Here is a 25,929-nt window from a genome sequence, read left to right on the forward strand (position 1 = left end):
AATAAAGTAATGATCTATTAATTGTTTATATTTATAATATTAAGTAATAAGAATATAATACGTAATTAATACAAAAAGTTAAAAATATGATTGATTTTTTCCTAGTGATGGCAATGAGTATTGCTCATATTTTATGATTAGTAGCACAGTATGAATGATATTAAACTATATATGAATTCATTTACTGATCGTTACTTGCGGGCTAACATCGCGTTAGCCCGCAAAATTTAACGGCCTAAATAGCTATCCCAATCTTTCCAAACGGGCTGTAAACCGGCTTGCACAAGGGCATGTGCGACTTGTGTGGCACTGCGGTTATCATTTGGGGAAAACTGTTCTAGCTCTTCTTTGGTATCTGCATATCCACCCGGCTGGGTTTTCGAACCCGCACTGACGTTATTAATTGCCAATGGCACGACGTGATCACGGAAATAAGGCGATTCACGGGTTGAGAGGGAAAGCTCAACATTCGGTGCGAGTAAGCGAAAAGCACAAATTAATTGCACTAATTCTGCCTCACTCATCAGTGATGCCGGTTCAACGCCACCCGCACAAGGGCGTAAGCGAGGAAAAGAGATAGAATAACGACTTTGCCAATAGTATTGCTGTAAGTACAACAAATGTTCTGCAACCATATAGCAATCGGTACGCCAACTGTTTGATAAACCAATTAACGCGCCAAGGCCGATTTTATCTATACCTGCTTCCCCTAAACGCTCAGGAGTGGCTAGGCGCCAGTGAAAATCCTGCTTTTTGCCTTTGAGATGATGTAGCTGATACGTGGGCTCATGGTAGGTTTCTTGATAGACCATCACACCATCTAACCCCAACGTTTTCAAGTCCTTATATTCCTCTGTGCTTAATGGCTGCACTTCCATCATTAAGGAACTGAAATAAGGGCGAATGATGGGGAGTGTGTGACGGAAATAGTCCATACCCACTTTACTTTGGTGTTCTCCAGTGACCAGCAATAAGCTATCAAAACCAATTTTGCGAATGGTTTCGCACTCATTAATGATTTCATCGTCACTTAGGGTTTTACGTTTAATTTTATTACTCATCGAAAAACCGCAATAAGTACAATCGTTTGCGCATAGGTTCGATAAATAAAGTGGCACGTAAAACCCAACTGCATGGCCAAAGCGCTGGCGGGTGAGTTTCTGAGCCTTTTGTGCCATTAGTTCAATATAGGGACGGGCAGCAGGGGAAAGCAGCGCCATAAAATCATCGAGTGTGAGTATGTCTGCCGCTAAAGCGTGTTCCACATCGACAGCGGTTTTACTGTTTATCCGCAGTGTCGTATCGTCCCAATCTAGCGCTTGTAAGCGTTCTTGGAAACTTGGGGTCATGATAAGGCCCCTAAGAAACTGGTCAACGGGCTTGATGCTTGCGCCTGTTGCTTCGGTGCAGCTAACCCACTTTGATAGGCCAATTCAGCGGCTTCGACAGCCAGTTTAAACGCTTTTGCCATAAGTACCGGTTGCTTAGCTACCGCGATTGCGGTATTGACTAAAACGGCATCAGCACCCATTTCGATCGCTTCTGCCGCATGGCTTGGTGCACCAATTCCTGCATCTACGACGACAGGGACAGAGGCTTGTTCAATAATGATACGAAGCATTTCTTTGGTTGCTAAGCCTTTGTTTGTGCCTATCGGTGCGCCTAATGGCATCACAGCGGCACAGCCAACTTCTTCTAAACGACGGCATAACACTGGGTCTGCGCTGCAGTAAGGCAATACAACGAATCCCTCTTTAACGAGCTGCTCCGCGGCAAGCAATGTCTCGATAGGATCGGGTAGCAAATAACGCATATCTGGATGAATTTCGAGTTTGACCCAATTGGTACCGAGGGCTTCTCGAGCTAGGCGCGCGGCAAACACCGCCTCTTGGGCATTTTTCGCACCAGAGGTATTCGGTAATAGTTTCACACCCAGTTCTTGCAGAGGTTGTAGAATGCCATCATCTTGCCCACGTAAGTCAATACGCTTCATTGCCATTGTCACCAATTGACTGCCTGAGGCCGCAATGGCGTCTTGCATTAGGTTGGCGCTGGCAAATTTACCTGTTCCAGTAAACAGGCGTGAGTGAAAAGTTAAATCTGCGATTTTTAACATTATTAGCCCCCAGCGATAGCTTGAAATAACAAGATATTGTCTTGGTCATTAATGAGATGCGAATCCCACTGACTTTTAGGAATGATCACTTGGTTGATAGCAAGTGCAGTTCCCACTATTGGGCGGTTGAGAGTGGAAAATAATTGATTAACCGTCAGTGGGGCGTCGAATTCCATAGGTTGGTCGTTAATTATGATATGCATGTTTCTTCCCGACAGATTGGACATTGCAATGACGGCGTTAATTGCAATGTATTCCATTGTTGTTGTTTTCCATCGAACAAACGCAATTTACCACTCAGTGAAGAGGGAAGGCCGACAAGTAATTTAATGGCTTCCAGTGCTTGCAGCGTGCCGATGATCCCAACTACAGGCCCTAATACCCCAGCAGTGCGGCAGTTGCGCTCAGGTTCATCTTGGTCTGGATATAAACAGGCATAGCAACCGGTGCTAAATGGCGGTTCAATAACCATTAATTGGCCGCCAAACCCAACCGCACTACCGCTAACTAAGGTTGTATTGGTCATGACACAAGCGGCATTAACTGCGTGACGAGTGGCCATGTTATCGCAGCAATCAAGCACTAAATCGACTTGCTCAGCTAAAGGAATTAAAGTCTTAACATCCAACTTTTGTGCGACAACATGGGTTCTTACCAACGGATTGAGCTGATGCAGTCTATCTGCGGCCAGCTGGGCTTTTGGCTGGCCGATATCATCAGTATCATAAAGCACCTGCCGTTGTAAGTTAGAAACATGTAAATCATCGTGATCGGCTAGCCACAATTCGCCGACACCAGCCCCCGTTAAATAAAGGGACGCGGGAGAGCCTAAGCCCCCTAAGCCAACAATGAGGACTTTGCTATTTTTCAGTTTTTGTTGCCCCTCGGGACTGATATCTTCGAGTAGTAGCTGGCGGCTGTAACGCATGAATTCTTGGTCACTTAACATGAATGAATTCCTTAAATCATCACTAACCCTGTTTTATGATGATAAAGCAGGGCGAGTTATGTGATTAAAAATTGGCTAGTTGGCAGTATTGCGCTCAATTAAATTCAGCAAGGTTTCTGTTGCAGCTAGCCAATCATCTGCTTTGGTAATCGCACTGACCAGCGCGATGCTGCCCACTCCAGTTGCTAGCACGGCAGGGACTTTATCAATAGAAATCCCACCAATGGCGACCGTTGGGTAATCAGGCGTTGCTTCCACCATGGCTTTAAGTGTTTCTAAACCCTGAGGCGAAGATGGCATCTCTTTCGTTTGTGTTGGAAAGATATGCCCCATAGCAATGTAAGAAGGACGCACGGATTTTGCGATAGCCAGTTCATGCTCATCGTGCGTTGATATTCCTAACCGTAGCCCAGCTTGGTGTATTGCCAGTAAGTCGGTCGTTTCCAAATCTTCTTGGCCCAAATGTACGCCATAGGCACCGAACTCAACGGCTAAGCGCCAGTAATCGTTAATGAATAAACGTGCATTATGTTTTTTACCCAAAGCGATGGCTTTTTGAATATCATCACGCACATCTGCGTCAGATTTGTCTTTGATACGCAATTGGATTGTGGAAACACCTGCATCAAGCAAACGTTCAATCCATTCAATGGAATCCACAACGGGGTAAAGCCCAAGGTGTTGTTCAGTCTCTGGAAAGGGTGATGTTGGCGTTATAATAGCATTAGGCAATTTAGGCATTTTCATTCACCTCTGCATTCACAATTTCAGCTCCGTGATAGAGCTCGCTGCCATGGGCACGAAAGGCCTCAGACATCTGTTCCATACCTGCTTCTTTTTCGTTTGCTTCTTTTTGGGCTGCGTAATCACGGACTTCTTGGGAAATCTTCATCGAACAGAATTTTGGTCCGCACATTGAGCAGAAATGGGCAATTTTTCCAGAAGCTTGTGGCAAGGTTTCATCGTGATATTTGCGAGCAGTTTCAGGGTCTAATGCCAAGTTAAATTGGTCTTCCCAACGGAATTCAAAACGGGCTTTGGACATGGCATTATCACGAATTTGCGCACCGGGGTGGCCTTTAGCAAGGTCAGCGGCGTGAGCTGCGATCTTATAAGTGATTAGCCCTTGTTTAACATCGTCTTTATTTGGTAAGCCTAAATGCTCTTTCGGGGTGACGTAGCACAGCATTGCACAACCAAACCAGCCGATCATGGCGGCACCAATACCAGAGGTAAAGTGGTCGTAACCCGGTGCAATATCGGTAGTGAGTGGGCCTAAGGTATAAAAAGGCGCTTCATGGCAGTGCTCGAGTTCTTCCGTCATATTACGGCGGATCATCTGCATTGGCACGTGACCAGGGCCTTCGATCATCACTTGGACATCATATTCCCATGCAATTTTGGTTAACTCGCCAAGGGTATGGAGCTCAGCAAATTGTGCTTGGTCGTTGGCGTCTTGGATTGAACCTGGGCGCAGGCCATCTCCTAATGACAAGGAAACGTCGTAAGCGGCACAAATTTCACAAATTTCACGGAAGTTTTCATATAAAAAGTTTTCTTGGTGATGAGATAAACACCATTTTGCCATGATGGAACCACCGCGAGAGACGATCCCCGTTAGGCGTTTGGCGGTCATTGGCACATAACGTAATAATACGCCAGCGTGGATAGTGAAGTAGTCGACGCCTTGCTCTGCTTGCTCTAATAATGTGTCACGGAACATTTCCCACGTAAGATTTTCAGCGACACCGTTCACTTTCTCGAGCGCTTGGTAGATAGGTACTGTTCCAATCGGCACAGGGCTATTACGTAAAATCCATTCGCGAGTTTCGTGAATATAACGGCCAGTGGATAAATCCATGACCGTATCTGCGCCCCAACGCGTCGACCAAATCAGTTTTTCCACTTCCTCTTCAATGGATGAGGTGACCGATGAATTACCAATGTTGGCATTCACTTTAACCAAGAAATTGCGACCAATAATCATCGGCTCCGATTCGGGATGGTTGATATTGGCTGGGATGATGGCACGACCCGCGGCCACTTCTTGGCGAACAAATTCAGGGGTAATATTTTCCGGTAAATTTGCGCCAAAGCCTTGCCCTGGGTGTTGTTGTAATAAAACTTCGCCACGAATGCGTTCACGCCCCATATTTTCACGGATTGCAATAAACTCCATCTCAGGGGTTACGATACCTTTTCGTGCATAGTGTAATTGGGTAACACACTTGTTAGTTTGGGCTTTTAATGGGTGGGGGCGGTTGTTAAAGCGCAGATGGTCAAGGCCTGCATCAGCGAGACGTTGTTGGGTAAAATCGGAACTTAAATTTTCGACAGGTTCGGTATCAGCACGTTCACTTATCCATGGCGCACGAATTTTTTTAAGGCCTTTATGGACATTTAATTCAGAAACTGGGTCGCCGTAAGGGCCGGATGTATCATAGATAGGAACGGGTTCGTTATCTTCAAATTGTGGGTTGTCTTTATCGCCCCCGATCAAGGTTTGAGAGAGTTGGATTTCTCGCATCGGGACTTGGATATCGTCTCTAGAACCTTGTAAATAAATACGCTGTGAATTAGGAAACGAAACGCCAGAAACGGTATTAATAAAGGTTTCAGCGGCATCACGTTGAGCTTTACGGGTGCGAGCCGGGGCTGCTTGTGGCGATAAATCAGCAGTAGGGATGATATTTTGTTCTGTATTATTGGACATAGCAATTTCCTGACATTGTCACGGCTATCACAGTTTAGTGAGTAGCGGGTTTATCGAAAGAAAGTTGCTTGTCAGGAGTTCGGAGGAGTAATAAAAAGGCTTGCGCTGAATTTTTCACCAAATATAGTGGGGTGAAATGACGCTGAGTGATTACTCTTGTTCCCTTCGCGGGTATTAACCCGATCAGGTTCCGCGGATCCCGAATTAACGGTCTCAGCCTGATGCGTATGCATACTAGGCACTCCGACAAGAGGTTTCAGTATAAGCTTTCCTTGTCATTCTTCAAGCGATAAGTGCTTCCTCGTCATTCTTCAAGCGATAAGTGCGTTGGCTGCTCTCGGCTACCCAAGTCACATACTTATGTATGCTCCTTGGAATATCCTCGCTTGCCGCCTTCTTCTCACTTGAATAATTTAGAGGAAAGAGGAAATTAAAGTGGAATTAGGTTATTTCCTTGTTATTCTTCGCGCGATAGGTGCGTCGATTTCATAGATTTACCCGAATCACATACTTATGTATGCTCATCGGGATAATTCTATTTATCTCCTTCCTCTAGCACGAATAATTTAGAGGAACCTTTGAAAAGATTAGTTAGTTAAAACCAAAATTAAAACCAAGTTTGAAATTAAAATTGGGCTTACAAACCCCAAGTATGTCGTGGCCAATTGTGTTTGAGTGCGGCTTGCGTTAGGCGTTCGTCGCCGTTGATAATAAATACTTCATCGGCAAATTGGCACATTGGGAGATCGTTAGCGGAGTCGGTGTAGAAATACACATAGGCGTCAGTGATCGGCTGGTGGCGGATCCAATCTAATAGGCGTTTGACTTTGCCTTCTTTAAAGGTTGGGATACCGTCAATTTCTGTGGTGTAGCAGCCATCTTGTTGCTTGATATCGATCCCCATTGCGATATCTGCACCCAGTTGATCCGCAATTTTTTTCACAATAAATGAAACAGTTGCGGAGATCACAATAATTGGGATCCCTTTGGCTCGATAATTTGCGATCGTTCTAATCGCTTCAGGGTAGATCCGCGGTAAAATCACACTTTGTACAAAATCATCCAACCAGATATCTACTTGCTCAGCTTTTACATTGGCGAGAGTCTGCAGGTTAAAACGTAAGTAAGTTGGCATGTCTAATGTACCTGCATTATATTGCGCCATCATGGCTTTATCCGCTTCCACAAATTGCGGATTACTGATGATTTGTTTATCCCACAGGTATTGTGTCCACAATACGCTGCTATCACCTTGAATTAACGTATCATCTAAGTCAAAAATGGCCAGTTGGTTTTGCATTATATTCCTATTCACTGATTAACTAAGTGTGCGAATTTCATTTTTATTAAACATAAGTTGAAGGTGAGTTCCTGGTTCAAATAAACGCTCAGATGAGCGGTTAAGTAAATCCACCGTCATATCACCTGCAGGGGTATTCACACTATAACGAATAATATTGCCGAGCAATTGATGGTCCAATATCACGGCATCAACAGGGTGAGAAATATGGCTACCATATTGGCGCCCCGCTTCTTTGACATATATAGACTCAGGACGGATAGCCAGTGTACCTTGTAAATTAAGGCCTAACATTGTATTGGCTTTTTCTGAATCAACAAGGTTGTAGTGCCCCATAAACCGAGCAACAAACTCTGTTGCCGGTTGGGTATAAATATTCTCTGCCGTATCGCTTTGCACGATCTGGCCTTTATTCATAAGAAAAATACGATCAGACATAATCATCGCTTCGTCTTGATCATGAGTAACAAAAATTGTGGTTAAGCCTAACTCACGTTGAATTTGGCGGATTTGCTGGCGTAAGTGCTTGCGAATGCGTGCATCAAGAGCGGAAAGCGGCTCATCAAGTAACAAAATTTGTGGTTTCATCACCAATGCTCTTGCTAGCGCAACGCGTTGGCGCTGTCCCCCTGACAGTTGATGAGGAAATTGTTGTTCTTTGCCTTGCAATTCAACTAATTCAATCACTTCAGCGACTGCTTTAGATCTCGCTTGGCTATCAATTTTACGCATTTTTAAACCAAACGCGATATTGTCAACCACAGTCATGTTGGGAAATAACGCATAGCTTTGGAACACCATACCCACTCCGCGTTGTTGCGCGGCTTGGTAGGTTACATTCTGGCGATTAATATAAAGTTCACCATGATTAAGTTGTTCAAGCCCTGCAATACAGCGTAATAAGGTAGACTTTCCGCAACCACTTGGCCCTAGTAGGGTAATAAATTCACCTTTTTCGATAGTAAATTGAATATCAGCAAATACCTGATTAGTGCCAAAAGATTTGGCTAAATTTTCCGCAATAACATAACTCATCATTCATCTCCTGAACGATTTAATCGCATTGCTAACCACGTCAGCAATAAGGTAAATAGAAAATAAGACATCACCAGGGCAGAAGTGAAGTGTCCGCTGGTTTGTCGCATATTGAAAAGATAGATTTGCAAAGTTTCATAGCGTGTTCCCACAAGGATATTGGCAAACACAAATTCACCCATTAAAAATGAAAATGAAATTAATAATGAAACCAACATACCTTTGCGAATATTGGGTAACACAATCATCATGAAGGCTTGGAAAGTACTGGCACCGAGTAAATGTGCTGCATCCATTAAGTCATGTAAATTAATGCCTTGGAAGCTATTCGCAAGCGCACGATACATAAAAGGTAACGTGATGGTGAAATAGGTACCAATCAGGATCCAAGGGGTGCCAACTAACATGAATGGTTCATCGGCAAATATTTGCAGCAAGCCCACCGATGAGACCACAGGCGGGATCGCAAAGGGTAAAATAATCAGTAAATCCATTACCCCTTTGAGTTTGGGGAACCGATAAAATACTGCAAACGTCATCGGTAAAATAATTAATGTGCTAACCAGTAATGTACCAAAGCAAATAATCAATGAACGACCAAACGCCATGAGAAAACGCGGGTCTTGCCATAATTGTAGATACCATTTGATGGACAAGGCGTCAGGTAGCACAGTGGCTCCCCAAGAACTGGCGATGGAATACAAAAATGTGGCAATAATAGGTAACGCTAGTAGGCTAGCAACACTGATTAGTACTAACTTATGAAGTAATAATCCAGAGGGTTTATTGCCATTGGTTATGGCTGGGCTAATCGCATTATTATTTTGCATGGTAGCTCCGCTTGATTAACCAATGATGGATGGCAGTGATAAAAGCTAAGATAGCGATAAGTAGCATTGATAACGCAGCAGCCATATTCGGTTCGAGAAATAAATCACCAGAAACTAAACTGGCAATTCGGATAGTCACAAGGTTGTAATTACCACTCGTTAACGCATAAGTACTGGCGTATGCGCCCATTGCATTAGCAATTAAGATAATAAAAGTGCCAAGTAAAGCAGGAGAAAGCACTGGAATAGCGACTTTTAACCAATAGGTCAGCTTACTTGCACCCATCGTTTTCGCTGCGTCTTCCCACTCCGGTTTTAGTGCGTCAAAGGCGGGGTAGAGCAACAACACACCTAATGGGATCTGAAAATACACATACAACAGCATTAAGCCGCTGGCGCTGTATATATTAAAATCTTCGATAATCCCCCATGATTTAAGTTGTAAGGTAATCGCCCCATTGAAGCCCAAAATAATAATGAATGCGAAAGCAAGGGGAACACCGCTGAAATTACTGGCCATGGTGGTGAAGGAGATCATTATTCGGCGAATTTTCCCTTGCATTTTATAAATGGAAAATGCCGTGATACTGGAAATAAATAAGCCAATCACACTACAAATAATGGAAAGCCATAAGGTATTTTCAAACGCTTGCAAGTAAAAATCATTATTGAATACTTCAAGATAGTTACCTAATGACCATGCTTCTTCGTAGATAAAGCTATTAATGAGCACCCAAATCATTGGGGCGATTTGGAATAAACTAAACAACACAAAGAATGGCAAAAGTAGAAGTGCAGCGCGCCAATGAAAACGAGCAAAGCGTTTTTTCAACATGGCAATTTTTCCCTGTTGTTGGTATGTCTGTTCACAGGGGGCAGGAATATCAGCCATTACAAATCTCCTCGTAATAGCGCATCACAAACCGGTTTATCGAGAGAGTTGGCACCGAGTAAACGACAAATGGTTCCGCAAATTGCTGTCTGCTCAATATTGCAGGGTTGATGAGAAAACTGCGAACCGACCACAAACAATGGTACTAAACACTCTTCGGGGAGTGTTCCACCATGGCTACGATCATTATTCATACCATGATCACTCGTGATCATGATTTGATAGCCTTGCTCAACCCATGTAGGAATATAATTCGACAGGATAATATCTGCATGGCGTGCTGCATTACGATATTGGGGCGAATCAAAACCGAACTTGTGCCCTGTGTCGTCTATATTCATAGGGTGGATCAATAAAAAATCAGGGTTAAATTGAGTCCGTAAATATTCCGCATCGACAAATAAATGGTCATCAGGGTAATGGTCTGCTTGATAAAAGCAGCCATGTTGGATAGCGAGTGAGTCATCGTGGGTGAAGCGGTCTCGTAAGGCAACAAAAGGAGCCCGGTTATACAGTTCACTCACCCAATAATAAGCGGCGGCGGCAGTTGTTTTCTCAGCTTGACGAGCAAGGGAAAAGAGACTCTCAAAGTGAGAAAGGCGGACAATTTGGTTATTTACAATACCACTTTTGACCGGGGGAACCCCCGTCAGTATGCATTCATATAAAGGGCGAGACATCGAAGGAAGCTCACACTCTAATTGGTAAAGTGTTGCACTGTTGGCTTTGATTAAGCCGTTGAGATAGCCCATGCAATGATGGGCTACTGAATAACTTAAACCGTCTAGGACAACAAGTATGACTTTTTCAGACATTAATTTTTCCTAAAATCAATACATTGATTACTGCTGGTGGATCAAAACTTGCTGTTGCCACATTTTAGGGAGATTACGAGATGATTTTTCCCAGCCTTCTGCATTTTTAATGGGTTGAACATTTTTATATTGTTCTTCTGGTAATAATTTGGCTTTAATATCATCAGGTAACGTTAAATATTGTGCACGAATTGGTCGTGCATAACCTTCAGCAAGGTTAATTTGCCCTTTATCACTGAAAATAAACTCACGAGCTAACTTCGCTGCGTTAGGGTTTTTGGCGAATTTGTTGATAATAGTGGTGTAACCCGAAATCACGGAGCCATCAGATGGGATCACAACCGTAAAGCGATCGCGATTGATCTGATCACGGTAATTCAGTGCGTTAAAGTCCCATAATATGCCAACTTCGACTTCACCTTTTTCGATATTTGCGACAGTTGGGTCATTAACGGATAGGCGTTTTTGTTTGGCGAGTTCAGCAAAAAATTCAATAGCAGGCTTTAGGTTGTTTTCATCCCCACCACGCGCAAATGCAGCTGCCAGTACAGCGTTATTCGCTTGTGCAGCGATCCCAACATCCCCAACGGTGACTTTATATTTCCCTTTTAGTAGGTCATCCCAGCTTTTCGGTGCATCTTTTACTAAATCATTATTGATCATAAAAGCGATAGACCCCGTATAGGCTAAAGCCCAATGACCGTCTTTGTCTTTTGCCCAATCAGGAATTTGTGACCAAGTTGTTGGTTTATAAGGTTGCGTCACTCCTTTTTGTACGGCAACAGGCCCAAAGGAGGCACCGACATCACCAATATCTGCCGTCGCATTATTTTTTTCTGCGGCAAATTTAGCAATTTCTTGGGCGGAGCTCATATCGGTGTCTTGATGTTTCAACCCATATTGTGTCGCTAAGTCTTGCCAAGTTCCTTTCCAGTTCGCCCAAGTATCAGGCATCCCAACGCTGTAAACTTGTCCTTCTTTTTTCGCTGCATTGATTAACTCTGTTAAATTAGTATCAGCAGCTAATGTCACACTGGATGCGGTCAATGATAGTAAAATCGCAGGAACGATAGTTTTCATTATTTTCTCACTTTTGAAGAACGGTGAACCGTATTGGTTACTTAGCATCCTAATTTTAAGACGTGACAGTTAGTTGATCCTTTTATGACAGTTTTTAGACATTTTATGGAATGGAACGTCTAAAAAGTGTCAAAATTGCTAAAGAAAAACAATGAAACAAACGTTTGAATGACTTTGTGTCAAAAAAGTATATTGTGTCATTAATAGATTTATTTTACCGACAATAAAAACTGACAAAAGACGTGAAAAATGAATAAGTTAAAATTATCAGGAACAGAAAGTGGTTGGTGGTTTATCTGTTTTTCCGGGCGTTTGTGGCTACCTCATGGAGATATTCCTCGAGGTATGGCAAAGGACTATTTGTTAGAAGGAAAAACGGCAACACCCATTGGTGAGTGGCAAGGGGAAATCGTCTGGTTGATAGCCGAAAAAATGCCATCAGATATGGCTTCTCCCCGTATTGTTGCTGCGCAAGATGAAGGCTTATTTCGCTTTGCTGGGCGAGGTGTGCAATTAGCAGAATTCTATCGTTCCCACCGTTATTGTGGTTATTGTGGTACTGCGATGCGCCACAGTGAAACAGAGTGGGCGTGTTTGTGTGACCATTGTCATGAGCGCTATTACCCGCAGATCGCCCCTTGCATTATCGTGGGGATCCGCCGCGATGACCATATTCTATTAGCTCAGCACCGACGCCATTCGCAAAATCCGTTATTTACGGTACTTGCTGGTTTTGTCGAGGTTGGCGAAACATTAGAAGAAGCAGTCATGCGCGAAGTCATGGAAGAGAGCCATATTAAAGTGAAAAATATCCGCTATGTTTCTTCACAGCCTTGGCCTTTTCCTCATTCCTTAATGATGGGGTTCCTCGCGGATTATGAGAGTGGTGATATTAAAGTAGACCCGAAGGAACTGGTGAGCGCAAATTGGTATCATTACGATGATTTACCGTTGATCCCACCGGCAGACACAATAGCTAGGCGTTTGATTGAAGATACGGTCGCATTGTGTCGTCAAAGTGAGTATGAAACGGGGGAATAGCACAGCGCTGATATTGTTATCATTAACATGATACAATAATGAACTTCGCTCTTAGCCATTTGCGGCGGCCACTTATAATAATGGAGTAAATAATGACTGAGTTAAAAAATGACCGCTATCTACGTGCTTTGCTACGTCAGCCTGTAGATGTGACCCCTGTATGGATGATGCGTCAAGCAGGGCGTTACCTGCCAGAATATAAAGCAACTCGCGCGGAAGCTGGTGATTTTATTGCTCTGTGCAAAAACACCGAATTGGCTTGTGAAGTGACATTGCAGCCATTACGTCGTTTTCCATTAGACGCTGCAATTTTATTTTCTGATATTCTTACCATCCCTGATGCAATGGGGCTTGGGCTATATTTTGAAACAGGTGAAGGTCCGCGTTTTCATAAACCTATTATGAGCGCAGCAGATGTAAAAAATATCCCTATTCCTGATCCTGAAATGGAACTTGGTTATGTGATGGACGCAGTTCGTGCCATTCGTAAAGCCCTTGAAGGCAATGTACCACTCATTGGTTTCTCTGGTAGCCCGTGGACACTGGCGACTTATATGGTGGAAGGCGGTAGCAGCAAAGCCTTCACTAAAATCAAAAAGATGATGTACGAAGACCCAAATTCATTGCATTTGTTATTGGATAAATTGGCAGATAGCGTCATTTTATACTTGAATGCTCAAATTCGTGCCGGTGCGCAGTCTGTGATGATTTTTGATACATGGGGTGGGGTATTAACTAAGCGTGATTATTTACAGTTTTCACTGAATTATATGCATAAAATTATTGATGGCTTAATTCGTGAAAATGATGGTCGCCGTGTTCCTGTCACCTTATTTACTAAAGGTGGCGGTCAGTGGTTAGAAGAAATGGCAGCAACGGGTTGTGATGCATTAGGCCTTGATTGGACGACTGAAATTGCCGATGCTCGTCGTCGTGTTGGTGATAAAGTCGCTTTACAAGGTAATATGGATCCATCCATGTTATATGCACCACCTGCGCGTATAGAAGAAGAAGTGCAAAATATTCTATCTGGCTTCGGCCAAGGTGAAGGGCACGTATTCAATTTAGGCCATGGTATTCATCAGGATGTTCCACCTGAGCATGCAGGTGCATTTGTGGATGCAGTTCACCGTTTATCCCGCCAATATCATCAATAATTATCGTTTATTGATCTTCTAGGTTTGTGGTGTATTTATAGAATCTTGTAAGTACACCATTATCATCTATGATTAAGAATAATTTAATCTCATAAGCAATGGACGCATGATGGTTTTAGATACTCAATTGTTACGAAAAGAACAAACTAGGCAAGCTTCAAAAATCATTTTGCATGATGAACTTCCACCACTCAAACTGATTGGTGGAGCGGATGTGGGCTTTGAACAGCAAGGCGCTATTACGCGTGCAGTGGTAGCTGTATTATCTTGGCCACAGTTAGAACTTGTTGAGTATCAAATAGCACGAATACCGACTCAATTGCCTTATATACCGGGGTTACTTTCTTTTCGTGAAGTCCCTGGGTTAATGGCGGCGTGGGAAAAAATACAAAATAAACCTGAATTAGTACTCGTAGATGGACAAGGGATTGCACACCCACGGCGCTTTGGTGTTGCCTGCCATTTTGGGTTACAAGCGAATGTTGCCACAATTGGTGTTGCAAAAAGCCGTTTATGTGGTGATGCAGATGAGTTAAGTGAAGAACCCGAAAGTGTTCAGCCGTTAATGGCAGGTGAAAATCAACTCGGTTGGGTGCTGCGGAGTAAAAAACGCTGCAAACCATTATATGTTTCTCCGGGACATAAAGTCGGTTTTTCATCTTCCTTAGAGTGGGTTAGGCAGTGTCTAAAGGGTTATAGGTTGCCTGAACCAACACGTTTTGCTGACGGAATTGCATCAAATCGAACGTTTTTTAAGCGAATGAATGAGAAAATCAGCTAATTATCAGCAAAATATGTGGCATTGACAGATTTTCAGGTAAACTGCGAAGTATTAAGATTGATGAGTCAGAAATTATGTTAAGAAATCCCATTCATTTGAGGTTGGAAAAATTAGAAAGCTGGCAACATACAACTTTCATGGCAAGCTTATGTGAAAGAATGTATCCCAACTTTCAGATGTTTTGTCTGCAAACTGAATTTGCCGATGCAAAAGTTTATCGTTCCATCCTTGATTTAGTTTGGGAAACTTTGGTCATTAAAGATAGCAAAGTCAATTTCGACAGTCAGTTAGAAAAATTAGAAGAAATTATCCCATCAGCGGATGATTTTGATATGTATGGTGTGTATCCAGCTATTGATGCCTGTATTGCATTGGGTGAAATTATTCATTCGAAATTGAGTGGTGAAACCCTCGAACACGCGATATTGGTTAGCGAAGCATCCATTCGTACGGTTGCCATGCTCGAAATGACTCAAGCAGGGCGGGAAATGACAGAAGAAGAACTCAAAGAAATCCTGGCCGTTGAAGAAGAGTGGGATATCCAGTGGGACATTTTCCGCTTACTGGCAGCTTGTGAAGAGCGCGACTTAGAGTTAATTAAAGGATTAAAATCTGACCTCCGCGAAGCGGGGGTGAGCAACATAGGTATTACTTTAAGCTGATTTTTGCATTTTCATTATCGAAAACGTGACTTGACGCAGTAATGCTGAGTACTAAGACTTCACATTTGCCCCTACTCTGGTCTACATTTAGGGGCGAGAAGAAGTGGCTATCGGGGGCGTGTATCAGGGGCTGTCAATTTGGCATATCCGACGCACTCGATGCTTTGCAAACGATAAACACACTGTGTAAGGATAATTTATGAATAAGACTGAATTAGTTGATGCTATCGCAGAATCAGCGGACCTGACCAAAGTTCAGGCAAAAGCAGCATTAGAATCTACTCTGAATGCTATTTCTGAAACGCTGAAAAAAGGCGAACAAGTCCAACTGGTCGGTTTCGGTACTTTTAAAGTTAGCCATCGTGCTGCGCGTACTGGTCGTAACCCACAAACTAAAGCAGAAATTCAGATTCCTGCTACAACTGTACCTGCTTTCTCTGCCGGTAAAGCACTGAAAGAAGCTGTAAAATAAGAACATTGTACAGCCGAATCACCAGAGGGGGTAAAAAACTACCCCTTTTGTTTATTCAAAAAGGGTTGCTGGTGTTGGGAACTATCTCAATGCTAAGCGCCTGTTCTTCTAATGCACCAAAGCTCCCTGAGTTTAGTGCAAGTGGTTTTATTGCCGATGATGGCGTCATTCGTATGTGGCGACTTAATAATGCAAAAAGCCAGCCTCTGGTCTTAATGGTGGTTTATAGCCCCTATAAAGGTACAGACACTTCCGTTAATTTCTTCGAATATCGTTCAGGCAATCTGTGGCAAATTCGCAGCCAAATCTTGAATCAAAAAAACGGTGATATCACCGAACAATTACGCTTCGATAAAAATAATGAGGTTATTTTTATGCAGCGTACTCAAGACGGCTATAAAACACCTCTTTCAACGGATGACATCACGCGTTGGCGCTTTGAAGCTGAACGAGTACTTGAGACAAACACCGCCCTTATTGTCGGAGGCGTTAAACTTTACCAAGGACGTTGGCAACAAGGCAAAGTGACGACTTGTGAAGGTGATGTGCGAGAAGTAACCTTCGAGCCCTATGCTGAAAATTGGTTACAGAGCCGTGCGAAAGTGTGGCATTCCCAGTTAAATTTAGCGTGGTTGGAGTCTTCAGAGGGGAATCAGCTTTTGATGGTGGCGGATACCGATTTTTGCCGCTGGCAGCCTTCTAAAGATTCGTTGTAATATCACCGCTCGTCGTCTTTCGACCCACCGCTCGTCGTCTTTCAATCCATAGCGTTGTTGGCTGCTCTCAGCTACTTAGGTCACATACTTATGTATGCTCCCTAAGATATCTTCGTTTGCCGCCTAGCTCTGAATTGAAATACTTAGAGCCGATATTTTTGCTCGTCAACTCGTAGCCTTTCGACCTTCAGCATTGTTGGCCGCGGTGACTTAGCCTAGTCACCTTGCCGTCTAGCTACGAACAGAAATCCTTAGAGTGCTTGTTTGATAGTACAAACAACAATAAAAAAGCTGATAAAAGTTTCCTCTTATCAGCTCAGTAAATGGTTTGGTGCTTTGTATTATTTTATGCGAGCAATAGCGCGGTAACCGATATCGTTGCGGTAGAAGCTATCATTCCAGTGAATGGTTTTTGCCACTTCATAAGCTTTGGCTTGCGCTTTAGCGATATCATTACCTAATGCTGTTACGCATAGGACGCGACCACCGGCAGTCACGACTTCTCCATCTTTCATGCGAGTACCCGCATGGAAAACTTTACTATCAGCCGCTTCGGTGGTTGGTAAACCTGAAATTACATCGCCATTGTGGTAGTCACCTGGGTAACCACCCGCAGCAATTACTACCCCTAAAGCAGGGCGCTCATCCCATAATGAATCTTTACCTGCCAGCTCACCTTTCGCCCCCGCTAAACATAAAGCGACTAAATCTGATTGCAAGCGCATCATGATAGGCTGAGTTTCAGGATCTCCAAAACGGCAGTTGAATTCGATAACTTTTGGGTTACCTGCTTTATCAATCATTAATCCAGCGTATAAGAAGCCTTGATAGCGGTTTCCTTCTTGGTCCATGCCTTTAACAGTTGGATAAATAACTTGTTCCATCACGCGCTGGTGTATTTCATCTGTCACAACAGGAGCTGGGGAGTAAGCGCCCATTCCACCTGTATTTAGACCTGTATCACCATCACCGACACGTTTATGATCTTGGCTAGTTGCCATTGGAATGACATTTTCACCATCTACCATAACGATGAAACTCGCTTCTTCACCATCAAGAAACTCTTCGATCACGATACGATGTCCTGCATCACCAAAGGCATTCCCCGCTAACATGTCATGAACAGCTTCTTTTGCTTCTTGCAGAGTCATGGCTACGATAACACCTTTTCCCGCTGCAAGGCCATCTGCTTTGATCACGATTGGCGCACCGACTTTATCTAAGTAAGCTAAAGCAGGTTCAATCTCAGTAAAATTTTCATAGGCCGCGGTAGGAATATGATGGCGAGCTAAAAAGTCCTTAGTAAATGCTTTAGAGCCTTCAAGCTGAGCAGCACCTTTAGTTGGGCCAAAAATAGTTAAGCCAACAGCCTTAAATGCATCTACAACACCAATAACTAATGGTGCTTCAGGGCCGACAATCGTTAAACCAATTTGCTTTTCTTTAGCGAATTGGAGCAGCCCATCAATATCTGTCGCAGAAATATTAACGTTCTCAAGGGATGGTTCTAATGCTGTGCCTGCATTGCCCGGGGCAACATACACTTTATCTGCTAAAGGGGATTGAGCCGCTTTCCACGCTAAGGCATGTTCACGGCCACCGCCACCAATAATCAAAATATTCATTACTAGGCTCCTAATAATTAGTGACGGAAATGACGCATATTAGTGAAAAGCATTGCAATACCATGTTCATTTGCAGCTGCAATCACTTCTTCATCGCGGATAGAACCACCTGGTTGGATTACACAAGTTACTCCAACAGCAGCGGCGGCATCAATACCATCGCGGAATGGGAAAAAGGCATCTGAGGCCATTGCACAGCCAGCGACTTCTAAGCCTTCATCTGCGGCTTTAATACCTGCAATTTTTGCAGAGTACACACGGCTCATTTGCCCTGCACCAATACCGATAGTCATATCATTTTTGGCATAAACGATAGCATTGGATTTCACAAATTTTGCGACTTTCCAACAGAATAACGCATCTTTTAGCTCGCGTTCAGTTGGTTGGCGCTTAGTCACAACGCGAAGTTCTTCTTTTTCAACCATTCCTAAGTCACGGTCTTGCACTAATAAACCGCCATTCACGCGTTTAAAGTCTAAACTTGCAACTGGTTTGCTCCATTCGCCACATTCAAGTACGCGAACGTTTTGTTTAGTCTCAAGAATAGGCAATGCATCTTTAGCAACAGAAGGCGCGATAATGACTTCTACAAATTGGCGGTCAATGATCGCTTGAGCGGTTTCTTTATCTAATTGACGGTTAAACGCGATAATGCCACCAAAAGCAGACGTTGGGTCAGTTTTGAATGCGTTATCATAAGCTGTATGAATAGAATCACCGATAGCGACACCACAAGGGTTAGCATGTTTGACAATTACACAAGCAGGTTCTTCGAATGATTTAACACACTCAAGAGCCGCATCGGTATCAGCGATATTATTATAAGACAGGGCTTTACCTTGAATTTGTTGTGCAGTTGCAATAGAAGCTTCTTTTGGGTTTTCTTCTATATAAAAAGCAGCATCTTGGTGGCTGTTCTCTCCATAACGCATGTCTTGTTTTTTTATAAAATTTAAATTCAAGGTGCGAGGGAAACGGCCAGAAGGTTGGGTCGTATCACCATAATAAGGGGCAACTAATTCACCAAAGTAATTCGCAATCATGCTGTCATAAGCAGCAGTGTGTTCGAAAGCTTTTATTGCGAGGTCAAACCGAGTCGACCAATTTAGCGAGTTTTCGTGGTTATCCATTTCATCAATGATGGTTTGATAGTCATTACTATTCACCACAATTGCTACATCTTTATGATTTTTAGCCGCGGAGCGCACCATGGTTGGGCCACCGATATCAATATTTTCTACAGCATCTTCAAGAGTGCAATTTGGTTTTGCCACTGTTTGGGCAAAAGGGTACAGATTAACAACAACCATATCGATAGGGGCAATATCATGCTGTTGCATAATGGCATCATCAGTACCGCGACGACCTAAAATTCCGCCATGCACTTTCGGGTGCAATGTTTTCACTCGACCATCCATCATTTCAGGAAACCCAGTGTAATCTGAAACTTCAGTTACGTTTAGTCCTGACTCAGCAAGTAACTTTGCAGTACCGCCAGTAGATAGAAGCTCAACACCACGTTGAGATAACGCCTTAGCGAATTCAACAACCCCTGTTTTATCAGACACACTAAGCAGGGCACGACGAATAGGACGAAGCAGTTGCATGAGATAGATCCCTTGGATTTGAATAAATAAGGCAATAACGAATATCAGTCAGTAAAAACTCAAAGAGCTTTTCTTATATACCTATTATATCTATTGATGAAAGCAAAGCGGAATTGGCCAGCTTTCCCTATAACAATATATAAGTCACTAACAATTTCAGAACATAAAAACAAAATCAATGCCGAAATTTCGAGCTAATTGTAACGCAAACGTTTGCGTAATGCGCGATAATTTTTAAATTATTTTCATGTTGTGGATAACTTCGTGTATAAGTCGGTATAAGTAGGGGTTTTGCTGTGTAATGCAGCAGTTGAATAAAAAAATGCAAAAAAGGGGTTGCCAGATTTTTCTGACTCCCTATAATGCGCATCCACTGACCGGGAACAAGACAACGCAAAGCGCGATGAACACTGAAACGGCAGCGAGAGATTCTGAAAAAGAAAAAGCAAAAAATTGCTTGACTCTCACGGAGGAAAACGTAATATACGCCTCCTCGCAGCAACGACCGAAAGGTTGGTTTTCATAAAGAAAAGCTGCAACGCTCTTTAACAATTTATCAGACAATCTGTGTGGGCACTCACAGGACACTATCAAAAAATATTTGATTTTAAGTCTTGAAGAGTGACTAACACGTTAATTCATATATATGAAATAAGGTAGTAACGCTTATTTTGGAAGGATAACGCGAAGGCAAGCAGAGATAACCCGAGACAGTACTTAGGTACGGCGAGGGGAAGCGATGCGAAGCCGACAAAGTTAGCCGAACAAAAGAACGTTACGGTCAGTAAGACATTCTTTGAGCATCAAGCTACTTTTAATTGAAGAGTTTGATCATGGCTCAGATTGAACGCTGGCGGCAGGCCTAACACATGCAAGTCGAGCGGTAACAGGGGAAGCTTGCTTCTCGCTGACGAGCGGCGGACGGGTGAGTAATGTATGGGGATCTGCCCGATAGAGGGGGATAACTACTGGAAACGGTAGCTAATACCGCATAATCTCTCAGGAGCAAAGCAGGGGAACTTCGGTCCTTGCGCTATCGGATGAACCCATATGGGATTAGCTAGTAGGTGAGGTAATGGCTCACCTAGGCGACGATCCCTAGCTGGTCTGAGAGGATGATCAGCCACACTGGGACTGAGACACGGCCCAGACTCCTACGGGAGGCAGCAGTGGGGAATATTGCACAATGGGCGCAAGCCTGATGCAGCCATGCCGCGTGTATGAAGAAGGCCCTAGGGTTGTAAAGTACTTTCAGTCGGGAGGAAGGCGTTGATGCTAATATCATCAACGATTGACGTTACCGACAGAAGAAGCACCGGCTAACTCCGTGCCAGCAGCCGCGGTAATACGGAGGGTGCAAGCGTTAATCGGAATTACTGGGCGTAAAGCGCACGCAGGCGGTTGATTAAGTTAGATGTGAAATCCCCGGGCTTAACCTGGGAATGGCATCTAAGACTGGTCAGCTAGAGTCTTGTAGAGGGGGGTAGAATTCCATGTGTAGCGGTGAAATGCGTAGAGATGTGGAGGAATACCGGTGGCGAAGGCGGCCCCCTGGACAAAGACTGACGCTCAGGTGCGAAAGCGTGGGGAGCAAACAGGATTAGATACCCTGGTAGTCCACGCTGTAAACGATGTCGATTTGAAGGTTGTTCCCTAGAGGAGTGGCTTTCGGAGCTAACGCGTTAAATCGACCGCCTGGGGAGTACGGCCGCAAGGTTAAAACTCAAATGAATTGACGGGGGCCCGCACAAGCGGTGGAGCATGTGGTTTAATTCGATGCAACGCGAAGAACCTTACCTACTCTTGACATCCAGAGAACTTAGCAGAGATGCTTTGGTGCCTTCGGGAACTCTGAGACAGGTGCTGCATGGCTGTCGTCAGCTCGTGTTGTGAAATGTTGGGTTAAGTCCCGCAACGAGCGCAACCCTTATCCTTTGTTGCCAGCGATTCGGTCGGGAACTCAAAGGAGACTGCCGGTGATAAACCGGAGGAAGGTGGGGATGACGTCAAGTCATCATGGCCCTTACGAGTAGGGCTACACACGTGCTACAATGGCGTATACAAAGAGAAGCGACCTCGCGAGAGCAAGCGGAACTCATAAAGTACGTCGTAGTCCGGATTGGAGTCTGCAACTCGACTCCATGAAGTCGGAATCGCTAGTAATCGTAGATCAGAATGCTACGGTGAATACGTTCCCGGGCCTTGTACACACCGCCCGTCACACCATGGGAGTGGGTTGCAAAAGAAGTAGGTAGCTTAACCTTCGGGAGGGCGCTTACCACTTTGTGATTCATGACTGGGGTGAAGTCGTAACAAGGTAACCGTAGGGGAACCTGCGGTTGGATCACCTCCTTACCATTGAAGTGTTTTTGTGAAGTGCTCACACAGATTGTCTGATAGAAAGTAGAGCAATAGGCTATACGTGGGAGACTTATTCGAGAGAATAGGACTTACATGAAAGCACAAAAGTTTTTGTGATTTTCGTGTCCCCTTCGTCTAGAGGCCTAGGACACCGCCCTTTCACGGCGGTAACAGGGGTTCGAATCCCCTAGGGGACGCCAATTGCGCCGATATCGAGTGAAAGACGATGTCCCCAATAATGATTAAGCCAATTATATTGTAGTTGGTTTAACAATTATGCTCTTTAACAATCTGAAACAAGCTGAAAATTGAAAACAACGCACATTGTTTATCGCTTAAACAATGTGAGAGTCTCTCAAAATTTCAGACCTGAAATTTTCGGTCACTTTAGCGAGTGGCATGAGCGAGCAGTCAGTCCTTCGCGGCGGCCAGCGCACAGCAAGCGCAGCATACATAAGTATGTGAGCATTGCGAGCACTGCCCAATAAAGAAGGAATGCACGCACAGCCATGACAGTAACGTGAACGTTGAAACAATTTCGGGTTGTGAGGTTAAGCGACTAAGCGTACACGGTGGATGCCTAGGCAATCAGAGGCGATGAAGGACGTGCTAATCTGCGATAAGCGTCGGTAAGGTGATATGAACCGTTACAACCGACGATTTCCGAATGGGGAAACCCAGTGCAATTCGTTGCACTATCGTTTGATGAATACATAGTCAAACGAAGCGAACCGGGGGAACTGAAACATCTCAGTACCCCGAGGAAAAGAAATCAACCGAGATTCCCCTAGTAGCGGCGAGCGAACGGGGAGCAGCCCAGAGTCTTAATCAGCATTAGCATCAGGAGAACGGTCTGGAAAGTCCGGCAGTAAAGGGTGATAGCCCCGTATCCGAAGGTGTTAGTGTTGTGAACTCGACGAGTAGGGCGGGACACGTGTTATCCTGTCTGAATATGGGGGGACCATCCTCCAAGGCTAAATACTCCTGATTGACCGATAGTGAACCAGTACCGTGAGGGAAAGGCGAAAAGAACCCGGCGAGGGGAGTGAAATAGAACCTGAAACCGTGTACGTACAAGCAGTGGGAGCCCCATCACTCAAGTGCCTCGGCAATTGAGTGATGGCTTAACAACCATCACAATAACAGCGCAGGATTTGCCAACAAGATTGGTCGATTTTTTCAAGCCGTCGCGCAGTGTACATCGAAGTACACGAGCAGCGGAAGTTAAAAAATCGGGCAAGATTGGCCGCAAAGACAAGCGGGACATTTGAGGATGGGGTGACTGCGTACCTTTTGTATAATGGGTCAGCGACTTATATTCTGTAGCAAGGTTAACCGTATAGGGGAGCCGTAGGGAAACCGAGTCTTAACTGGGCGAATAAGTTGCAGGGTATAGACCCGAAACCCGGTGATCTAGCCATGGGCAGGTTGAAGGTTGGGTAACACTAACTGGAGGACCGAACCGACTAATGTTGAAAAATTAGCGGATGACTTGTGGCTGGGGGTGAAAGGCCAATCAAACCGGGAGATAGCTGGTTCTCCCCGAAAGCTATTTAGGTAGCGCCTCGTGAACTCATCTTCGGGGGTAGAGCACTGTTTCGACTAGGGGGTCATCCCGACTTACCAACTCGATGCAAACTACGAATACCGAAGAATGTTATCACGGGAGACACACGGCGGGTGCTAACGTTCGTCGTGAAGAGGGAAACAACCCAGACCGCCAGCTAAGGTCCCAAAGTCATAGTTAAGTGGGAAACGAAGTGGGAAGGCTCAGACAGCCAGGATGTTGGCTTAGAAGCAGCCATCATTTAAAGAAAGCGTAATAGCTCACTGGTCGAGTCGGCCTGCGCGGAAGATGTAACGGGGCTAAACTATGCACCGAAGCTGCGGCAGCGATATGTAAATATTGTTGGGTAGGGGAGCGTTCTGTAAGCCTGTGAAGGTGTGCTGTGAGGCATGCTGGAGGTATCAGAAGTGCGAATGCTGACATAAGTAACGATAATGCGGGTGAAAAACCCGCACGCCGGAAGACCAAGGGTTCCTGTCCAACGTTAATCGGGGCAGGGTGAGTCGACCCCTAAGGCGAGGCAGAAATGCGTAGTCGATGGGAAACGGGTTAATATTCCCGTACTGGTGATAATTGCGATGGGGGGACGGAGAAGGCTAGGCTATCCGGGCGACGGTTGTCCCGGTTTAAGGATGTAGGCAGGTGAATTAGGCAAATCCGGTTCACTATATGCTGAGGTCCGACGACGAGTCACTACGGTGATGAAGTAGCTCATGCCCCGCTTCCAGGAAAAGCCTCTAAGCTCTAGATTATCATTAATCGTACCCCAAACCGACACAGGTGGTCAGGTAGAGAATACTCAGGCGCTTGAGAGAACTCGGGTGAAGGAACTAGGCAAAATGGTGCCGTAACTTCGGGAGAAGGCACGCTGGCATTAGGTGAAGTGATTTACTCATGGAGCTGAAGCCAGTCGCAGATACCAGCTGGCTGCAACTGTTTATTAAAAACACAGCACTGTGCAAACACGAAAGTGGACGTATACGGTGTGACGCCTGCCCGGTGCTGGAAGGTTAATTGATGGGGTTATCCGTAAGGAGAAGCTCTTGATCGAAGCCCCAGTAAACGGCGGCCGTAACTATAACGGTCCTAAGGTAGCGAAATTCCTTGTCGGGTAAGTTCCGACCTGCACGAATGGCGTAATGATGGCCAGGCTGTCTCCACCCGAGACTCAGTGAAATTGAACTCGCTGTGAAGATGCAGTGTACCCGCGGCAAGACGGAAAGACCCCGTGAACCTTTACTATAGCTTGACACTGAACATTGAGCCTTGATGTGTAGGATAGGTGGGAGGCTTTGAAGCGTGGACGCCAGTCTGCGTGGAGCCAACCTTGAAATACCACCCTTTAATGTTTGATGTTCTAACGTTGCCCCATTATCTGGGGTGCGGACAGTGTCTGGTGGGTAGTTTGACTGGGGCGGTCTCCTCCCAAAGAGTAACGGAGGAGCACGAAGGTTGGCTAAGCATGGTCGGACATCATGCGGTTAGTGCAAAGGCATAAGCCAGCTTGACTGCGAGAGTGACGGCTCGAGCAGGTACGAAAGTAGGTCTTAGTGATCCGGTGGTTCTGAATGGAAGGGCCATCGCTCAACGGATAAAAGGTACTCCGGGGATAACAGGCTGATACCGCCCAAGAGTTCATATCGACGGCGGTGTTTGGCACCTCGATGTCGGCTCATCACATCCTGGGGCTGAAGTAGGTCCCAAGGGTACGGCTGTTCGCCGTTTAAAGTGGTACGCGAGCTGGGTTTAGAACGTCGTGAGACAGTTCGGTCCCTATCTGCCGTGGGCGTTGGAAGATTGAAAGGGGCTGCTCCTAGTACGAGAGGACCGGAGTGGACGCACCACTGGTGTTCGGGTTGTCATGCCAATGGCATTGCCCGGTAGCTAAGTGCGGAAGAGATAACCGCTGAAAGCATCTAAGCGGGAAACTTGCCTTGAGATGAGTCTTCCCTGACCCTTAAAGGGTCCTAAAGGAACGTTTAAGACTAAGACGTTGATAGGTTGGGTGTGTAAGCGTAGCGATACGTTGAGCTAACCAATACTAATGAACCGTGAGGCTTAACCTGACAACACCGAAGGTGTTTTAGAGAGATTGAGTTGTTTTCGAGAAGTGAGAAGCCGCAAGGTGAAGGACACGCAGCTTGTTTGAGATTGAGGTTCTGGTTTAAGGAAGGTGAAAACCAAATTAAACGGGAACAAAACAGAATTTG

Annotated in this window: 21 protein-coding genes, 1 tRNA gene, 2 rRNA genes and 1 riboswitch; of the genes, 10 read left to right on the forward strand and 14 right to left on the reverse strand. The window is 44.7% G+C overall.

Features of this window, described 5'->3' with window-relative positions; genetic code table 11:
- Positions 1–227 precede the first annotated feature (227 nt).
- From thiH to P3L40_RS01900, 12 genes are all read right to left on the reverse strand, one after another.
- Positions 228–1,349: a 2-iminoacetate synthase ThiH gene (gene thiH, locus P3L40_RS01845; RefSeq protein WP_210844642.1), complete on the reverse strand. Its 1,122-nt coding sequence runs from the start codon at positions 1,347–1,349 to the stop codon at positions 228–230.
- Positions 1,346–2,116: a thiazole synthase gene (locus P3L40_RS01850; RefSeq protein WP_102140176.1), complete on the reverse strand. Its 771-nt coding sequence runs from the start codon at positions 2,114–2,116 to the stop codon at positions 1,346–1,348. Before P3L40_RS01850 ends, thiH begins: the two co-directional genes overlap by 4 nt.
- Positions 2,117–2,118: 2 nt before the next feature.
- On the reverse strand, positions 2,119–2,319 hold the full coding sequence (gene thiS / locus P3L40_RS01855; protein WP_004264499.1) for a sulfur carrier protein ThiS: 201 nt from the start codon (positions 2,317–2,319) through the stop codon (positions 2,119–2,121).
- The gene (locus P3L40_RS01860) at positions 2,307–3,065 is read right to left on the reverse strand and encodes a HesA/MoeB/ThiF family protein (RefSeq protein ID WP_210853521.1); all 759 of its coding nucleotides are present in this window, start codon (positions 3,063–3,065) and stop codon (positions 2,307–2,309) included. The genes thiS and P3L40_RS01860 overlap by 13 nt, the downstream gene beginning before the upstream one ends.
- A gap of 75 nt (positions 3,066–3,140) precedes the next feature.
- Positions 3,141–3,806: a thiamine phosphate synthase gene (gene thiE, locus P3L40_RS01865; RefSeq protein WP_210853522.1), complete on the reverse strand. Its 666-nt coding sequence runs from the start codon at positions 3,804–3,806 to the stop codon at positions 3,141–3,143.
- The gene (thiC, locus tag P3L40_RS01870) at positions 3,799–5,778 is read right to left on the reverse strand and encodes a phosphomethylpyrimidine synthase ThiC (protein WP_102140174.1); all 1,980 of its coding nucleotides are present in this window, start codon (positions 5,776–5,778) and stop codon (positions 3,799–3,801) included. The genes thiE and thiC overlap by 8 nt, the downstream gene beginning before the upstream one ends.
- A gap of 143 nt (positions 5,779–5,921) precedes the next feature.
- A riboswitch (TPP riboswitch) is annotated at positions 5,922–6,034 on the reverse strand.
- A 381-nt stretch (positions 6,035–6,415) separates the two neighbouring features.
- Positions 6,416–7,078 carry an HAD family hydrolase gene (locus tag P3L40_RS01875; protein ID WP_210853523.1) on the reverse strand — a complete coding sequence of 221 codons (663 nt, stop codon included), beginning with the start codon at positions 7,076–7,078 and terminating at the stop codon, positions 6,416–6,418.
- A gap of 18 nt (positions 7,079–7,096) precedes the next feature.
- Positions 7,097–8,113 (reverse strand): ABC transporter ATP-binding protein, encoded by a 1,017-nt coding sequence (locus P3L40_RS01880; protein WP_210848953.1) that lies wholly within the window; start codon positions 8,111–8,113, stop codon positions 7,097–7,099.
- Positions 8,113–8,943, reverse strand: coding sequence for an ABC transporter permease (locus P3L40_RS01885; RefSeq protein ID WP_231068780.1), 831 nt, complete (start codon positions 8,941–8,943; stop codon positions 8,113–8,115). Before P3L40_RS01885 ends, P3L40_RS01880 begins: the two co-directional genes overlap by 1 nt.
- Entirely contained in the window at positions 8,933–9,835 is a 903-nt protein-coding gene (locus P3L40_RS01890) for an ABC transporter permease (protein ID WP_166268085.1), read from the reverse strand. The genes P3L40_RS01885 and P3L40_RS01890 overlap by 11 nt, the downstream gene beginning before the upstream one ends.
- Positions 9,835–10,650 (reverse strand): alkaline phosphatase family protein, encoded by an 816-nt coding sequence (locus tag P3L40_RS01895; RefSeq protein WP_166268087.1) that lies wholly within the window; start codon positions 10,648–10,650, stop codon positions 9,835–9,837. Before P3L40_RS01895 ends, P3L40_RS01890 begins: the two co-directional genes overlap by 1 nt.
- Before the next feature lie 27 nt (positions 10,651–10,677).
- Positions 10,678–11,730, reverse strand: a complete 1,053-nt coding sequence (locus tag P3L40_RS01900) for an ABC transporter substrate-binding protein (RefSeq protein WP_102140168.1) — start codon at positions 11,728–11,730, stop codon at positions 10,678–10,680.
- Between the two features lie 249 nt (positions 11,731–11,979).
- Here P3L40_RS01900 and nudC point away from each other — a divergent pair, with 249 nt between their 5' ends.
- The 6 genes from nudC to P3L40_RS01930 all read left to right on the forward strand — a co-directional run bounded on the left by nudC (position 11,980) and on the right by P3L40_RS01930 (position 16,559).
- Positions 11,980–12,771 (forward strand): NAD(+) diphosphatase, encoded by a 792-nt coding sequence (gene nudC / locus P3L40_RS01905; RefSeq protein ID WP_210853524.1) that lies wholly within the window; start codon positions 11,980–11,982, stop codon positions 12,769–12,771.
- Between the two features lie 92 nt (positions 12,772–12,863).
- On the forward strand, positions 12,864–13,928 hold the full coding sequence (hemE, locus tag P3L40_RS01910; protein WP_102140166.1) for a uroporphyrinogen decarboxylase: 1,065 nt from the start codon (positions 12,864–12,866) through the stop codon (positions 13,926–13,928).
- Positions 13,929–14,037: 109 nt separating this feature from the next.
- Positions 14,038–14,709, forward strand: a complete 672-nt coding sequence (gene nfi, locus P3L40_RS01915) for a deoxyribonuclease V (protein WP_210853532.1) — start codon at positions 14,038–14,040, stop codon at positions 14,707–14,709.
- A 74-nt stretch (positions 14,710–14,783) separates the two neighbouring features.
- Entirely contained in the window at positions 14,784–15,371 is a 588-nt protein-coding gene (locus P3L40_RS01920) for a YjaG family protein (RefSeq protein ID WP_210853525.1), read from the forward strand.
- A gap of 199 nt (positions 15,372–15,570) precedes the next feature.
- A complete protein-coding gene (locus P3L40_RS01925; RefSeq protein WP_004264522.1) occupies positions 15,571–15,843 on the forward strand; it encodes an HU family DNA-binding protein in 273 nt (90 codons plus the stop codon).
- A 71-nt stretch (positions 15,844–15,914) separates the two neighbouring features.
- Entirely contained in the window at positions 15,915–16,559 is a 645-nt protein-coding gene (locus tag P3L40_RS01930) for a DUF1481 domain-containing protein (RefSeq protein ID WP_316928005.1), read from the forward strand.
- Between the two features lie 341 nt (positions 16,560–16,900).
- On the opposite strand, the gene purD is transcribed toward P3L40_RS01930, so the two are convergent.
- Complete coding sequence (gene purD / locus P3L40_RS01935) at positions 16,901–18,184, reverse strand: phosphoribosylamine--glycine ligase (protein WP_196732785.1); 1,284 nt, start codon at positions 18,182–18,184, stop codon at positions 16,901–16,903.
- 17 nt (positions 18,185–18,201) lie between these two features.
- Positions 18,202–19,791: a bifunctional phosphoribosylaminoimidazolecarboxamide formyltransferase/IMP cyclohydrolase gene (gene purH / locus P3L40_RS01940; protein WP_004264527.1), complete on the reverse strand. Its 1,590-nt coding sequence runs from the start codon at positions 19,789–19,791 to the stop codon at positions 18,202–18,204.
- Between the two features lie 301 nt (positions 19,792–20,092).
- Between purH and P3L40_RS01945 the strand changes: the two genes are divergently transcribed.
- From P3L40_RS01945 to P3L40_RS01960, 4 genes are all read left to right on the forward strand, one after another.
- The gene (locus P3L40_RS01945) at positions 20,093–20,317 is read left to right on the forward strand and encodes a hypothetical protein (protein WP_144140726.1); all 225 of its coding nucleotides are present in this window, start codon (positions 20,093–20,095) and stop codon (positions 20,315–20,317) included.
- Between the two features lie 289 nt (positions 20,318–20,606).
- Positions 20,607–22,146 (forward strand): 16S ribosomal RNA (locus P3L40_RS01950).
- Between the two features lie 130 nt (positions 22,147–22,276).
- A tRNA-Glu gene (locus P3L40_RS01955) sits at positions 22,277–22,352 on the forward strand.
- Positions 22,353–22,701: 349 nt separating this feature from the next.
- Positions 22,702–25,785: ribosomal RNA gene (locus P3L40_RS01960) — 23S ribosomal RNA — on the forward strand.
- Together the 16S and 23S rRNA genes with 1 tRNA gene alongside form the textbook arrangement of a ribosomal RNA operon.
- Positions 25,786–25,929 lie beyond the last annotated feature (144 nt).

Origin of the sequence: Providencia sp. PROV040, from assembly GCF_032706145.1 — a bacterium.
GTDB classification, from domain to species: Bacteria; Pseudomonadota; Gammaproteobacteria; order Enterobacterales; family Enterobacteriaceae; genus Providencia; species Providencia hangzhouensis.